The organism is Sulfurospirillum sp. SCADC (genome assembly GCF_000743525.1).
Classification (GTDB): domain Bacteria; phylum Campylobacterota; class Campylobacteria; order Campylobacterales; family Sulfurospirillaceae; genus Sulfurospirillum.
This window is the reverse complement of sequence record NZ_JQGK01000013.1, coordinates 81,604-97,326: the sequence shown is the minus strand read 5'-3', so window position 1 is coordinate 97,326 and position 15,723 is coordinate 81,604. Positions and strand designations below refer to the sequence as shown.

The following is a 15,723-nucleotide window of genomic DNA, read 5'->3' as shown; positions in this document are numbered from 1 at the left end:
AGCCAGGATCAAACTCTCCATAAAATTTATGAAGTGTCTTCATTTGACTTAAAGTATCTCTTTTTTATTAAAGAGTTGATAATCTCTTTTTTCGCGTCACTGACTAAGGTCGCTTATTTAGATTTCAAAGATTGAATTTGACATTGTTAAAATGGTAATGAACATGAAGCAAATCCCCTACTTTGGGTGCTTCTCTTTAACCCCGTTCTCTCAAACGAGGACGAAATTATATATCCATACACCTTAAAAGAAGGTTAAAACAAACGAGGGATTAAGTGGTTTTTTTCTTCCCCTTAATACGATTAATTTTTTGTTTACTCTGTTTCCATATAATAGAGAACTCAAAAATTGCATTCCATCTTTTGAATTGGATAGAATGCGTTTTGATTTAACATGTTTATTAAACAGTAAAAGGAGAATTAATATGGGACTGTATGACAGAAATTACATACAACAAGGTTCACATGAGAGTACCTATGAGCATACGAGGCTTAATGAAAGTTCATTAGGACTTTTTATTAAACAAACCTATCAGCTCTTTGCAGCTTCATTGCTTGCTGCAAGTGCAGGTGCTTATGTCGGAATTGGAATGGCAAGTGCCATTGCTTCTTGGTATTGGGGTCTTGTTATTTTAGAGTTTGTCTTCTTGTTTGGACTTTTTGCAGCTAAAAAGAAAGCTGGCCTGAATATGGTACTTCTTTTTGGTTTCACGTTTTTAACAGGTTTAACACTCACTCCGCTTCTTTCGAGCATTCTTGGAATGAAAGGCGGCGCAAGTATTGTGGCAAATGCTTTCATTTTGACAACGGTTGCGTTTGGTGGACTTTCTGTGTTTGCAATGAATACCAAAAGAGATTTTTCAGCAATGGGTAAAATGTTGTTCATCACATTGATTGTGGTTGTGGTTGCAGGCGTCATTAATATCTTTTTCCATAGCCCAATCTTACAATTAGCCATTGCAAGTGTTAGCTCTATTTTGTTTAGTGCGTTTATTCTTTACGATACACAAAACATTATCAGAGGCGCTTATGAAACACCGATTGAAGGTGCTATTGCTCTGTATTTAGACTTTTTAAATCTCTTTATCTCATTGCTTCAAATTCTGGGTCTTTTTGGCTCACGCGACGAATAAGCTCTAGATTAGCTATAAAAAAAGGGGCGAGAGGATTGAATCCTCCGCCCCTTTTTGCGTTTATATGTAAAGCTCTAACCTAAAGGTTCATTGACTTTAATCTCACATTGACTGCTCTTATCACATTTGATATTTGCATCAAAGTAGAAGATCTTACTTACATCAATTTTGGCATCTTTAAGTTTCAAGAAGGCTTCCATCGATCTTCCTCCTGCGGAGCAGTTCATAATCACCATTTTACCTTTAGGTAGTTTTGCTGCAAATTCTGTGGCACTCAGTTTTCCTGCTTCAATATTGATAGCACCTTTGATATGACCATTGGCATATTCTGTGGCACTTCGTACATCGATAACAGCTACATTGGCTGGTATCTTATCACTGATGATCAGTGCTTTATACCATTCACCGTCTACCGTTCCTTCATCTTCTCCTAGTTTAATCCCTTCGACGAAGGCATCTTTTTTAGGGGTTTGGGCTACGTCTACTTTTTTAGCGCCACCAGCAGTTGTTTGGAGTCCTGCTTCTTTCCATTCGGGGTATCCACCTGCGTAAACACTTATTTTTGTGTAACCAAACTCTTGGAGTTTTTTAGCTAAGTTATGCGATTTTGCGCAACTGTATCCTTCACAGAAACTGACGATTGGGGTTGTTTTATCTATGGGTAAACGACCTTTGAGTTTACCGATCTCTTCATCACTCATATAGAGTGAGCCTGGAATGGTTCCTGCCATATATTTAGCGTAGGGTCTTGCATCCATCAAAACAGCGCTATTGTTTTTAAACATACTTTGCACTACAGGAAGACCAATTTCTGGATAGTTTTTAGCAATCCATTCAGGTTCACCTGCTTGGTAGAGTTTTACGTTGGTAAAGCCTTTACTTTTTAGGTGACCTGCAACGATGGGGCTTTTTTCACAATCCCATCCACCGCAGAAGACGATAATCTCTTTATCTTTAGCTACTTTATCCAGTTGTCCTATGTATTTATCAATTTGGGTATCTGGGATATTCAAACTGGAGGGAATCGTACTGGCTAAATATTTTGGGTTTGGTCGTGCATCAATCAAGAGGGCTTTAGCGCCATCTCTGGTGCCATTACCAATCGCTGCTTTAACATAAGCGTAATCTACATTTTCGAGTTTAAATTTCTCCATCAAACCTTTTACATGTAACGTAGGTTCATTCAACACTTTGGCACTGGGTGTTGCACTCGCTTCGGGTTGATTCGTACATCCTCCTAGCAGCAATCCTGCTACGATCAGGCTACTGGCTATTACTCTTAGTCTCATTTTCTCTCTCCTTTGGGGTTATTGGTTAATGGTGTTCTCTTAATTCATTCACAGAAAAAAGCGTATCAAAAAGCTTATAAATAACCATCACCACGCCCACAGAGCCAACGACGATAAAAATCTCTCCTAAGTGCGGTGCGACGTAATTAAATGATTTAGAAAGTGCATAAAAGTCATATTTTTCATATCCGAGTCCAAAACGGTTGGACATAGGATTGGCATTGCCACCATAGACAAAAAGATACCTTCCCACAAAGCCACCAACGACCACAGAAATGGAAGCAACTAGTGTAAATATAGGCTGTCGTGCCTTAACAATACATAAAAAGGGGAGTGCCAATGTTAAAAAGATGTACCCTGTGAAATAGACATAACGAAAGGGTCCAAAAAGAATCAAAAACGCCCAATCTTTATCGACCGTCATATAACCAAAAATCTCATAAAGACCTAAAAGAGAGACGAAAAATAACATGGCTCTGCGAATAAGATCCATTAATCCTTTGTATTCTGCTTTACTGCGATGAGCGAAGAAACTGATGATTCCCATAATACCTAAAGAGGAGACAAAAGCAGAGATAATAAAATAAAACGTCAAAAAGGGAAATTCTGTCCAGAGATGACGCGCCGTATTCATGGAAAAAAGTTTCGCTTGAATATAATACTCAACCAAGTCTACCCCAATGCTGAGCACCAAAATAGGCAATGCCAAGCGTTTTGCCCACTCTCGTTTATGGGTTAGAACCAGATAAATTTCAAATAGAACAAACGGGATATAGGTACAATAAAGTGGCAACATCAACCACATACCCGCATTAAGATTGGGTGTGAGTACCATCCAAACCATATTGAGCATATTAAGATCGGTTGCGATTGTAAAGAGTCCTGCAAACACCATCGAAATTCCGATGACCATAAAACCAGCTGCTGCTTTGGCGATAAGATTAAAATTCATCAACTCTGCCAATGCGACCAAAAAGATCACCCCGCTACCGGTATAAATCATGTACATGTAATTCACAATGAAAAGCGTCCAAGGGATATTGCGATTGACCTCGCCAACATCTCCAAAAACGGCTAAACGCATCGCCTCTTTAAGGGCAGGATCGGTTGGATTGAGCCCTGAAGCATGCGCATTAGCGGCTGCACTAAAATAGCGTACATCAAAAATTTCATAAATGCCAATGCAGGCAAATATCAAAAAAATATACCCTAAAAGCATCGTTTTATTTAACAAGAGCTGAACGATACTGATCTTGTTAATGTCAAGACCCATAAAACTTATCTTCTCCATTCTTTACTCCTTCTCGTTCGTGCTTCATCGTACATAGGTTTAATATCTTCCCATGTATGAATAATCGTATTGTGTGAAACACTCTGCTTAGCATAGGCTTCATCATCAGGTAAAATATAAAAGAGTTTTGGCAATGTTCCCGTATACTCTTTTTGAAAGAAAAAGCGTTTTGTTTTTAAGAGTTTGACAATATCGCTATTTTCATCATCCAAATCACCAAACGTTCTCACTTTCGTTGGACACGTGGCTTGACACGCAGTAGTGCCACCTTCAACCAAGGAGCGATGGTCACAAAAGGTGCATTTATCGACTGCAACCATCGTGTCATCCACAAAGCGTGCATCATACGGACACGCCTCCATACAGCCTTTACATAAAATACATTTATGCGCATCGACTTTAACAATACCACCCTGGGCAAAATGGCTCGCATTGGTCGGGCAAACACTTACACACGGCGCATCGATACAGTGGTTGCACTGCGATGGATAGAGATTGGCGAAGGGTTTCCCAAAGATGGTTCCCTCCACCACGCCGATCCAAATGCGTTGTTTATCCGCTCCCAATTGAACACCATTCTCCTCTTTGCAAGCAACCTCACACGCTTTACAGTTGATACAATTTTGATACTCTAATGCCATTGCATAATTCATCGTCACACCCTCCTGATCGATACGAGTGTTTCGTGCATATTGGCACAACCATGTACCGGCTCGATCGTATCTTCAATAATTTCATTATCACTCGCACCATTACGATGCGCAAACGTTAGTCCTTCTGATTTTGCACCAAATCCGTGAATGTAAAAGACGCTCTGTGGCACAATTTTAGGCGTTGGATAGGCTTTAATGCGCACCTGCCCTATGCTACTTGTCACTTCAACGGTATCGCCAAACCCAATGTTTAACGCTTCGGCTTCTTTGTCATTGATCCACAAATAATTCTCACGCATGAGCTCTAGGAGCATGATATTATTTTGAGTAGCATTTTGAGTGAATTGCGCATGACGCCCTGTAATAAATTTAAATTTTCCTACTGGGACGTTTACATACTCTTCATCTCTCCATACAGGCATAGGATCAACGCCTTTGGCTGCCATACTACCAAGGAAGCATTCAACTTTTTTATTGGGGGTATTAAACGAGCGTTTAAGATCGGCAACATCGACAGGATTGACACAAATATCGTGTAAAAAGGCGACAGGATCGTACTCCTCTTCTAACTTCAACACAGAGTAAAACTTTTTATCTTTAGGGTAGTATTCGTACGTATTGTTATTAACCTTTTTAAAGTAGGTGAGCATATTGGGATAAAAAACACCCTTTTCGCGTAAGACTCCCCACGCCTCTTCGCCGTATTTTTCAACAAACATGTGTTTGTTTGTCTCCTCTTGATCGTGCATAAAAGGTTCAGCTAAATCAAAACCATTTTCTTCGTAAAACTCTGCTTCATCACTATCTTCAAGCTCTTCTTGCACATCTTCGTCATATTTTTTGGTAATTTCCCACAACGGTTTTGAAAGTTTTTGCGCTAAGCCTCGCATAATTTCATTGACAGGTTTGCTCTCATACATAGGCTCAATTACTTTTTCACGTACCGCGATGGAAGGCTCAATGCCTGCAAACGACTGCACGGGATCTTCTCTTTCAAGATAAGTACACTCTGGCAAGATGACATCGGCTAACATGGCAGTATCGCTTGGCATCGTATCGATCACAACAACCAAGTCCATTTTTTCAAACATCGTGCGTGTTTTAGCGGAGTTTGGAACGGAAAGCATTGGGTTTTGTTTGTAGACAAACATACCCCGAATCGGATAGGGTGATTTACCCTCTTCGACCATATTGCGCCAGCCTACCCACGTACCTGTCGCACCTACAACCGCGGCTAAATTTTTATCAATTCTAGGCTTTGCATTGGCGTACATTGGAGCGGTGGTCGTGTGTTCTCCTAGTGGAAGCTTTTTGCCAAAAACAATGCCACCTTTCACATCAATGCCACCACCAAGCGCTGTAAAGAGCGCCATAGCACGTCTGAGTTGAAAGTCATTTTTGGACCATGTTGTTCGTCTGCCTTGGTAATAAACCGCTTGCGGTGCTGCTGCCATAAAGTCATGGGCGATTTTACAGATCGTCGCTGCGGGAACGCCTGTGATTTTTTCTGCCCATTCAGGTGTGTATTCACTCTCAATAATATGTTTTTTGTATTTATCAAAATCAACAAAGTTTTTGGCAACATAACTGCGGTTGTACACTTGATCAATGATCGCAACATACGTCAATGCTAGCACAAAGGCCAAGTCTGTTCCTGGGCGAATCGGAACATACGTATCGGCGTGCATTGCGGTGTTGGTAAAGCGTGGATCGACCACGACCAGTTTCATACCACGACCACGGGTGCGCTTAAACATATCCATCGTGTCAGGTGTTAAAATCGCTTCGGCGCGATTGGCACCTGCCATAATGACGTACTTCGCATTTTCCAAATCCGCTTGCCCGTAACCACCAATGGTGAGCGTATATCCTGAAACAGCCGTTTGCAGACAGATGGTGGAGTGGTTGAGGAAATTGGACGATCCAAATTTATCGGACATAAAAGTTTTAAAAGTGTGTTCTGCCAACCCTTCCCCTGCGCAATAGCCAATACAGGAGCGGTTGTCTTTCTCTTCTTCTAAAATTTTGACCAATTTGTCTTTAATATACTCATTCGCCTCTTCCCATGTCGCACGTCGATATTTTCCATCTCCCCGTTCACCTGTGCGAATGAGAGGGTATTTGAGTCGATCAGGATCATACAAAGCATGAATTCCTGCAGCCCCTCTAGCACAAAGCATATTGCGAGATTTTGGGAAATACGGATTGGGATCTAATTTCGTTACAACGCCATTATGTACATGCGCAATCGCTGCACATTTGTTGACACACATTTCACAGATAGTTGGGACTTTCTTCATCAGTGCCACTTGAGGTTTCTCTTTTGAGCTTGCAAGAATGGTAGACGAACTAAGCGCCGTTCCACTTGCAATACTTAAGGCGACACTGCCTTGAAGAAATCTCCTTCGTGAGATCTCTACTTTCATTCGTTTTCTCCACTTCAATTTTTAAACATTAGGTTTCAAAAAAACCATTGAAATAACCATTTCATGGATACATTGTAAGGAGAGTTTCTTTATATTATTATTAAACTAAATCATTTTTATAAGTTAATAGAATCAAAACAAGGGTGAAAGCCCGATGTGATCGCTTATAAAAGAAATAAAATAATTTTATAATTTTATTTAACTTAGTAAAATAAAATATGTTTTTTTACTAGATTAGTAAAAAAACAATGACATTTGTGAGATTTTTATACTTATTTTTAAATAATAGACTTCTTGCAAAACTCATTTTGCAAGAAGAAAAAGGATGGAGAATGAGGCTAAATACGCTAGCCTCTGATGGAGAACTCTCTATTTTTCACCAGGTTCTTTGGTACAGTTAGCACCATCACCTTTAATGACAACGCGCACACGTTTCTCTTTGCCTTTTTGCTGTTCATTTTCATACAGAAGCTCCCTGATTTCACTTTGAAACGATTCAATACAGTCTTGGCTATTTTTGGTCGTATCTAAAATAAGCACCTTCTCTTCTTTAGGATTTTGAGATGCGCTCTTCTCTTTATCTGCAGCTTTTTGAATGGAGGCATTGAGATCGCACTCCTCTTCTAAAAGTGTATTGATTTTTTGCGTTAACGCTTCGATAGAGCTGTTTTTATCATCGGGGTTGGCATAAAGAATTTTAGTAATCTCATTTTGAAACACTTCTGTACAATCAGCCCGACTCTGGGGATTAGCGCTGATCAACAATGAAGCTAGCAATGGTAAACTAAATATAACTTTTTTCATTTTATCTCCTTTATTTTTAACCATTATATACTATAACTATAAAAATATTTACTTTATTTTATGTTAAATCTTTACATGTAAAGCCGTATGATTCAAAATGAGACGCTTATGTGAGTCCCCAAAGAGAGGGAAAAACACAGAAAAGAACAAGGAGCGCTCGGAATGCTCCTTAAAGGGTGTTAAATGGAAGGTTTAATATCTTGTTTTCGGGTAATAAAATCCAGTGTACTTGCGATCAGTGCATCTTGAATGCGGTCTTTAAGGTAGCAAATATAAAATTTTCGCATCAAATAAACCCCTTTGATCGTGGCTACATGTAACCTTCCTGCCCTCACGTCATCTTCGACCATGTATTTGGAAAGAATGGAAACCGTTGGAGCCCCGTTGATGTCGGCTTTTAGGAGTGTTTGCTTAATGGTCATTGCGCTGTTGGCAATATTTTTGATCGTAAAATTTTTACAATCCACATCGATTTTGTGAAATGTTTCATAAATGATTTTACGGGTATTGGACTCCTCTTCACGGCAAATCCATTGCAAATCAAAGAGCTCCTCTTTTTTTAACACGCTTGGAAGTGGTGACCTGCTGACAACCACCAGCTCATCTTCCATCCATTCGCGGTAGAAAATATTGGGATGAAATGTCGGTGATTCAATGAGGGCTAGATCTACTTTTCGGTTCACCACAAGCTCTGTTAACTCAATGGAGCTGTTGACTTTGACCATGACATGATTGGAAATCACCTCTTGAATATCGTTGAGGAATTCCGGCAAAATATAATTTCCAATCACAGGAGAAGCGCCTAAAATAAAGAGTATCTCTTTATTGACCAGACGCATCACCTCTTTTTCCGTGATCAAGATCTGCTTTTCAAGGCTGAGTAACACTTGGAAAAGCTCTTCGCCCTCTTTGGTGAGGTTAATGCCACTTTTTTTACGATCCACGATGGGAATGTTCACATAATCTTCAAGAAATTTGATCTGTTGGGTAACAGCTGGTTGGCTAATGCCAAGTTTCCTAGAGGCTTTTGAAAAACTTTTTTCTCGTACAACGGTTAAAAACGTCTCTATCTTCGCAAAATCTTTAAACATTCCCATCCCTATTTAAACAGTTCTAAATCCATCAATAACACAAAGCCGTATTGCCACTATCGCTCGCAAAATGATAGAGAAAATCGTACAGATGTTTTAAGGAAGCCTCGGTCAAGGGCTTTGCATTAGGACAAAAAGAGATCAGTGCTTCTTGAAGCGTTTTTGCTTCATACAGGTGCTGCCACTCTTTTTGCGTATGCTTTTTTGCCATCACATTGCCACTAAAACCACAAATCGTACGCATCTCTTTTTTAAAAATATCCGCGCCCATCGTCGTATCGGCTAAACTGGGTGTTAAACAACAGCCGAGTGCCATACACAAGGCGAAAAATCCATGTGTTAATTTTACCATGTTTTACTTCTTTATATTCTAAGCGATCAGCATGTTGTATCTCTGATCGCAGCTTTACATGTAAAGCCTAACCTAAAGGTTCGTTGACCTTAATCTCACATTGACTGCTCTTATCACATTTGATATTGGCATCAAAGTAGAAGATCTTACTTACATCGACTTTGGCATCTTTAAGTTTCATATGGGCTTCCATTGCGCGTCCTCCTGTGGCACAGTTAATGATAGACACTTTACCTTTTGGAAGTTTAGCTGCAAATTCTGTGGCACTGAGTTTTCCTGCTTCGATATTGATAGCCCCTTTAATGTGTCCATTCGCATATTCTGTGGCACTTCTTACATCAATCACAGCCACATTAGCAGGAATTTTATCGCTTACGATGAGTGCTTTATACCATTCACCATCTACCGTTCCTTCATCTTCGCCTAGTTTAATGCCTTCAACGAAGGTATCTTTTTTAGGGGTAGGGGCTACTTCTACTTTTTTAGCGCCTGCGGTGGTTTGAAGTTTTGCTTCTTTCCAAGCAGGGAGTCCTCCTGCGTAGACACTGACTTTAGTGTAACCTAGTTCTAAAAGTTTATTGGCAACCACATGGGATTTATGGCATTCGTATCCTGCACAAAAGGTGATAATCGGTGTAGTTTTATCAGCAGGGAAACGTCCCATCAATACAGGCAGTTCTTCATCATTCAGATAAAGGGCACCTGGAATCGACTCTTGCAATGTTTTAGCGTAAGGTCGTGCATCAATCAAGAGGGCACTATTCTTTTTAAAGGCACTCTCAACGACGGGTGTTCCAATTTCTAGGTAGTTTTTAGTTGCCCATTCAGGTTCACCGGCTTGGTAGAGTTTTACATTGGTAAAGCCTTTACTTTTAAGGTGTCCTGCTACGATAGGGCTTTTTTCACAATCCCATCCACCACAGAAGACGATAATCTCTTTATCTTTAGCCACTTTATCCAGTTGACCGATATATTTATCAATTTGGGTATCAGGAATATTCAAACTGGAGGGAATCGTTCCACCAAGGTATTTTGGGTTAGGGCGTGCATCAATCAAAAGGGCTTTAGCGCCACTTCGGGTTCCATTACCAATAGCTGTCTTAACATAGGTGTAATCGACATTCTCTAGTTTAAATTTCTCCATCAATCCTTTTACATGTAAGGTGGGTTCATTCAACACTTTAGCACTCGGTGTACTTCCTGTTGCTTCAGGTTGGGTAGTGCAGCCTCCTAGCAAAAGTCCTGCTACGATCAGGCTACTTGCTAATACTCTTAGTCTCATTTTCTCTCTCCTTTGGGGGTTAATGCTGAGTGGTTTCATCTAAATTAAAGACCTTATCGGCAACATAATACAAAAACAGCGCCAAGCCTATACCGCCAAACCCTATGGCAAACTCAGCTGCTGAGGGAAAATACTCTACAAAAGTAGGAGCAACTTGGTATTCGGAGCGTTTGAGCGTTGTCATCGGATAGAGCAATGTGTCATGCACCAAGTCATAGCGCATAAAGAAAATGCCCACCATACCTGAAATAGAAGCATAAACAGTTGCTTTAATGGCTTTAGCGTTGCTGAGTAAAATAATCGTAAAGGGAATCAACATACCTAAGATCAACTCTCCAAACCAAAAATTGGGATGTTTGACCGCATGCAAAATCGTTTCAGCGCGCTCTGGCATATCACCATACAACGCCGTGATAATTTTCCATGCTTCAAAAAAGATCAGCACGGCTAAAAGCATGCCTAAAATTTTTGAAAGTTTCACAAGCATCACAGATACTTTTTCAGGAAAATTCATTTTATAACGAAATCCATACATTAAAAAGATCAAATAACACCCTGTGATCATCGCCGAGAGAATGAAATAAACAGGGTAAAAAACACCATTGGCAGAAGGACGTGAAACCAAAAAGCCAAAAACAGCGCCAAGATTCGAGTGTGCGGCAAGCCCCACCAAAAGACCACAAATACCAAAGAGTTTAGAAAACGTGTGATTGACTTTAATCGCGAGAAAGAAAAACTCTAAACAGATAAAGGTCAGATAGAGTCCATAAAGCGTGCCCATCCACCAAATAGCCGACGTCAAACCGGGGGTAAGGACATTGTAAATGAGCATCGTCATCGGATGACCGATTTCCAAACCAATGACCGCAAAACCCGAGCTGATCGTAATAATCGCACCCGCAATGGCGCGCTTACCGATTTGTTGAAACTCAGGAATACCAAACACATGCCCGATAGAGGAGATAATACAAAGTCCTGTGCTAGATACAACAAAAAAGACGTACATCGCGATGAGCAACCCCCACGGATGTTGCCTCGTGACATTGTAAACATGGTGTCCGTGCAAGATGTACGCAACCGCCCCTGCCATAAACGCTGCTAAAAGGGCTACGGTTGTCACTGCCATCACCACATTAAGCGGTGTTTTTTCAAAATTAAAGAGTTTTTTCAAAGAGAGTGTTTGCATCATAAACTCCTACAAGATATAAAATAGTTTTGGTTTCGTACCCAAGTGCTCTTTCACTTGACGGTACTCTTTGTTAGCAAGCAATAGAGAAATCTCGCTGTTTGGATCATCCAAATCACCAAATACCCGCACTTTTGTTGGGCAGGTTGCTTGACATGCTGTGGTTGTTTCACCATTAGCCAGTCTCGTATCTGAACAGAAGGTACATTTATCAACCGTATTGGTTCGATTATCGACATAACGCGCATCATACGGACAGGCGTTGATACAGTAAGTACACAAGATACATTTCGTCGGATCAACCATCACCATACCCCCTTCGCCATAATAGGTCGCATTGGTCGGGCACACTTGTTGGCAGGGCGCATTATCGCAATGCTGACATTGGCTTGGATGATAGGTTTGTGACGCAATAGAGATGTTCGGGAATTGCCCCTCCGCCTCTTTAACGCCGACCCAAATACGGTAATGATCGGGTAAAAGTAAAACGCCATTTTCTTCTTTACATGCACTTTCACATGCTCTACAATTAATACAATTTTTGTAGTTGAGTGCCATTCCATAACGTGCCATGATTAAACCTTTCTAATTTCTACGATGGTGTCGTGAAGACAGGATGATCCGTGCATCGGCTCAATGCCGTCTTCAATAATAGCAGCATCATTACCACCATTGTTGTACCCAAGACTCAACGCCTTTGAGTAAACCCCAAACCCGTGTACAAAAAAGAGGGTATCGGGTCCAATTTTCTCTGTCGGATATGCTTTAATCGTTGTTTTGCCTATTTTGCTAGAAACTTCAAGCTTATCACCAAACGTAATGCCCAGTTTTTCAGCCACACGTTTATTGATCCACGCGTAGTTTTGAGGTACAAGATTGAGAAGCAGACGGTTATTGGAGGTGCCTGATTGGGTAAATTGTGCGTGACGACCGGTGATAAAGCGAAATTTACCTGCGGGGATTGCCATCTCGTATTCACTTCTCCAAACAGGCATCGCATCGATTCCCTTTTTAGCAAGAGCCGGAACGGAGCACTCAATTTTGCCTGATGGGGTATTGAATTTCATGTTGCGTACCGAGTAGGCGCGTTTATGCTCAGGATAATACTCATAGTCATTCACGCCCACTTTTTTGAAATACTCATTCATATTGGGGTAGAAAACACCTTTTTCTTTAAGTATATCAGCAGCACCTTCGTACTTGGCAACGGCATTAACATTGAGCTCTGCTTGATCGTGCGCAAACGGTTTGGTCAGATCAAACTCTGCGTAGACAGTCTCTTCGTCATCATCTTCAATTGCTGATTGAACATCTTCGTCGTACTTTTTGGTAATTTCAAACAGCGGTTTGGTAAGTTTTGCGCTCAGCCCTCGCATGATTTCCATCACAGGTTTACTCTCAAACATCGGATCAATCGCTTTGTTGCGTTGCGCGATGGAAGGCTCAATGCCACCATATGAAACGACAGGATCGGTTCGCTCTAAGTAGGTACACTCGGGTAAAATCACGTCGCTGAGCATCACGGTATCGCTTGGCATCGTGTCAATCGTGACGACAAGGTCTAATTTTTTCAAAAACTCTGCTGTTTTAGCATTGTTCGGCATATTTTGCATAGGGTTGTGTTTGTAGTTAAAGAGGGCTCGAATCGGATACGGACTTCGGTTTTCCAAGACCATATTGCGAAATGCGACCCATGAACCAGAACCGCCCACAACCGCTGCTTCATCTTTTTCAATGCGAGGTTTGGCTTGGGCGTACATAGGTGCAACCGCGTCATGTTCAACCAGTGGCAAGCTTTTACCAAAACAGATGCCACCTTTGACATCAATGCCCCCACCCAGAGCTGAGAAAATCGCTTGAGCGCGTCTGAGTTGGAAATCATTTTTAGACCAAGTCGTACGTCTGCCTTGGTAATAAATCGCTTGTGGGGCATGCGCCATAAAATCACGCGCCACTTCATAAATATCTTTGGCTTTAATGCCTGTGATTTTCTCCGCCCACTCTGGCGTGTAGTTGTTGTTTAAAATATGGTTTTTATACTCTTCAAAGCCATTGAAATAATTTTCCACAAATGCCTTGTTGTAACGCTCTTCTTTGATGACAACATACGTCAGTGCCAGTACAAACGCCAAATCCGTTCCTACATTAATGGCGAGCCATTTATCACTTTTCGCGGCAGTGTTGGTGAAACGAGGATCGACGGTGATCAGTTTTGCTCCTCGTCCGTTGGTGCGTTTAAACATGTCCATCGTATCAGGCGTTACAATCGCTTCCGCACGATTGGCGCCTGCCATAATGACGTATTTGGCATTGTCCAAATCGGCAATGCCATAGCCTCCAATGGTCAGAGAATAGCCTGAAACGGTGGTTGCTAGACATAAACTCGCATGGTTGAGAAAATGCGAAGAGCCAAACATCGTAAAGAAGCTTTTAAAGGTGTGTTCAGCCATACCTTCGCCTGCACAAAAAGCGACGGTGGAGCGGTTATCTTTCTCTTCGTCCAAAATTTTGGTGAGTTTTTCGTTAATGTAAGCATACGCTTCGTCCCAACTGACGCGCTTAAACTTACCACTTCCTTTTTCACCATCACGAATCAACGGGTATTTAAGACGATCGGGATCGTACAAGGCTTGAATGCCTGAATTTCCCCGTGCGCAAAGCATATTACGTGATTTGGGAAACAGAGGGTTTGGATCGAGTTTTTCAACGACGCCATTGCGGACATGCGCAATCGCCGCACATTTATTGACACACATTTCACAGAGTGTTGCTATCTTTTTATCTTCATTGCCAACTTTTTTGGCTGGGGTTGCAGCACTTGCCATCATGGAAGAGGAACTCATACTCACTCCACCGGCGATGGACATCGCCACACTCCCTTGAAGAAATCTCCTTCGTGAGATCTCTACTTTCATCGCGTCTCCTTGTTCTCTTTTGCCTTTAAGTTTCGCACGTTCAAATCATCTGAGAAAGTACGTCTTTCTCACTCCATTGTAAAGGTTAAATCTTATAAATAACTTACATTTTTAAAGACAGATTGCCCTAAAAATAAGATACGCGGTGCAAATGCCCTATTTGTCGAACGATGAAGATTGCAAAAAAAATAAAATTTTTTTTGCAAAAGAGGATAAAAAGTTAATTTTAATTGACATTTAGTAAATTATTTTTTCACTTTTTATGAAAAAATTGGCAAATAAGTAGTCTATTTTATTTAAGTTTATTTAACTAAATATCTATTCTATAGGCATTTATGTTTGTTTTTATAATAATTATAATTAGAAAAACAAATTATAATTACGTCAGAAAAATAGTTAAATATTTTTTACAATTATGACTATAATAACTAATTTATATAATTAAGCTTTAAGAGGTGTGCCCCAGATAAAAAGTACTTCAAATTCAAGGTAATCATGCGGATAATTTTGGATGAGTGCTTTGGTTTGTGCCACATTCAAACGTCTTTTTCCACCACTCACACCACTCTTTTTGATGTAGCGAAAAGCAGAGAGGCTGTCGTCAAAAAAGAGACGGTACGTTTTGATTTCATATTTACATGTAAAGTAGTTTTCAAACAAAACCCTCAAGGCTTGCGCATTCGGTAAGAACGAAGAGAGTCCACTCACATGGTAAATGGCTTCAAAGGTTTTATCGGTAAAAATGGCAAACGCGCCCTCTTTACATGTAAGGCTTATGTTGGCGATTAACGCCTCAATATCGCTTGCCCATTGCAGCGCGGATGAAGAGATCACAAGATCAAACGGTGGGCTTAAACGAGCGAAAAGCATGGACGATTCAAAGTCTTCGCAGAGAATCTCAACCTCTTTACATGTAGGATGGAGTTCACACATGCCTTGCGCACTGTCCACGCCTGTAAAATGTTTGATTTTCCAAGGGATATGTTTAAAAACCGCCCCACTCCCACACCCCAAATCTAAAATGGTTTGAGGCGTTGAAGTAATGTGTGCAATCAAATAACACGCTATCTCTTGTTGCAGGGCGGTATGGTCATCATAACGATGGGCATTTTTGGAAAATTCTTTGGTATGTTGTGCGATCATTGCGATTGAAATATCCACTTTTTTTTGGAAAAGTATACCCTCCTGTGGCTAAAAAATGACTGTTTGATCTTTACATGTAAAGCGAAACAGAGGTGTCAATAGTAGTTTAAGAAATCTTTTCATAAAATTAGGAAGTACACTCAAAAAAGCGCTCAATGA

13 protein-coding genes are annotated in these 15,723 nt (G+C 40.7%); 1 reads left to right on the top strand and 12 read right to left on the bottom strand.

The annotated features are described in order from the left end of the window. Positions 1-424: 424 nt before the first annotated feature. Entirely contained in the window at positions 425-1,132 is a 708-nt protein-coding gene (locus tag JU57_RS09415) for a Bax inhibitor-1/YccA family protein (RefSeq protein ID WP_037960090.1), read from the top strand. A 74-nt stretch (positions 1,133-1,206) separates the two neighbouring features. On the opposite strand, the gene JU57_RS09410 is transcribed toward JU57_RS09415, so the two are convergent. The 12 genes from JU57_RS09410 to JU57_RS09355 form a co-directional block, all read right to left on the bottom strand. Then, the gene (locus JU57_RS09410) at positions 1,207-2,421 is read right to left on the bottom strand and encodes a rhodanese-like domain-containing protein (RefSeq protein ID WP_037960088.1); all 1,215 of its coding nucleotides are present in this window, start codon (positions 2,419-2,421) and stop codon (positions 1,207-1,209) included. Between the two features lie 25 nt (positions 2,422-2,446). Then, positions 2,447-3,712, bottom strand: a complete 1,266-nt coding sequence (gene nrfD / locus JU57_RS09405) for an NrfD/PsrC family molybdoenzyme membrane anchor subunit (protein ID WP_037960086.1) — start codon at positions 3,710-3,712, stop codon at positions 2,447-2,449. Continuing rightward, complete coding sequence (locus JU57_RS09400; protein WP_037960083.1) at positions 3,700-4,365, bottom strand: 4Fe-4S dicluster domain-containing protein; 666 nt, start codon at positions 4,363-4,365, stop codon at positions 3,700-3,702. Before JU57_RS09400 ends, nrfD (JU57_RS09405) begins: the two co-directional genes overlap by 13 nt. Positions 4,366-4,367: 2 nt before the next feature. Next, positions 4,368-6,791, bottom strand: coding sequence for a molybdopterin-dependent oxidoreductase (locus tag JU57_RS09395; protein WP_037960080.1), 2,424 nt, complete (start codon positions 6,789-6,791; stop codon positions 4,368-4,370). Between the two features lie 369 nt (positions 6,792-7,160). Next, positions 7,161-7,595 carry a hypothetical protein gene (locus JU57_RS09390; RefSeq protein WP_037960076.1) on the bottom strand — a complete coding sequence of 145 codons (435 nt, stop codon included), beginning with the start codon at positions 7,593-7,595 and terminating at the stop codon, positions 7,161-7,163. 179 nt (positions 7,596-7,774) lie between these two features. After that, entirely contained in the window at positions 7,775-8,686 is a 912-nt protein-coding gene (locus tag JU57_RS09385) for a LysR family transcriptional regulator (protein WP_037960075.1), read from the bottom strand. A gap of 31 nt (positions 8,687-8,717) precedes the next feature. After that, positions 8,718-9,038 carry a hypothetical protein gene (locus JU57_RS09380; RefSeq protein WP_037960074.1) on the bottom strand — a complete coding sequence of 107 codons (321 nt, stop codon included), beginning with the start codon at positions 9,036-9,038 and terminating at the stop codon, positions 8,718-8,720. Between the two features lie 67 nt (positions 9,039-9,105). After that, a complete protein-coding gene (locus JU57_RS09375; protein ID WP_037960072.1) occupies positions 9,106-10,320 on the bottom strand; it encodes a rhodanese-like domain-containing protein in 1,215 nt (404 codons plus the stop codon). A 19-nt stretch (positions 10,321-10,339) separates the two neighbouring features. After that, complete coding sequence (gene nrfD, locus JU57_RS09370) at positions 10,340-11,506, bottom strand: NrfD/PsrC family molybdoenzyme membrane anchor subunit (RefSeq protein WP_037960070.1); 1,167 nt, start codon at positions 11,504-11,506, stop codon at positions 10,340-10,342. Between the two features lie 9 nt (positions 11,507-11,515). Then, positions 11,516-12,079 (bottom strand): 4Fe-4S dicluster domain-containing protein, encoded by a 564-nt coding sequence (locus JU57_RS09365; protein WP_037960068.1) that lies wholly within the window; start codon positions 12,077-12,079, stop codon positions 11,516-11,518. A gap of 2 nt (positions 12,080-12,081) precedes the next feature. Beyond that, positions 12,082-14,421, bottom strand: a complete 2,340-nt coding sequence (locus JU57_RS09360; protein WP_037960066.1) for a molybdopterin-dependent oxidoreductase — start codon at positions 14,419-14,421, stop codon at positions 12,082-12,084. A 441-nt stretch (positions 14,422-14,862) separates the two neighbouring features. Further along, positions 14,863-15,564 (bottom strand): methyltransferase domain-containing protein, encoded by a 702-nt coding sequence (locus JU57_RS09355; protein WP_037960109.1) that lies wholly within the window; start codon positions 15,562-15,564, stop codon positions 14,863-14,865. Positions 15,565-15,723 lie beyond the last annotated feature (159 nt).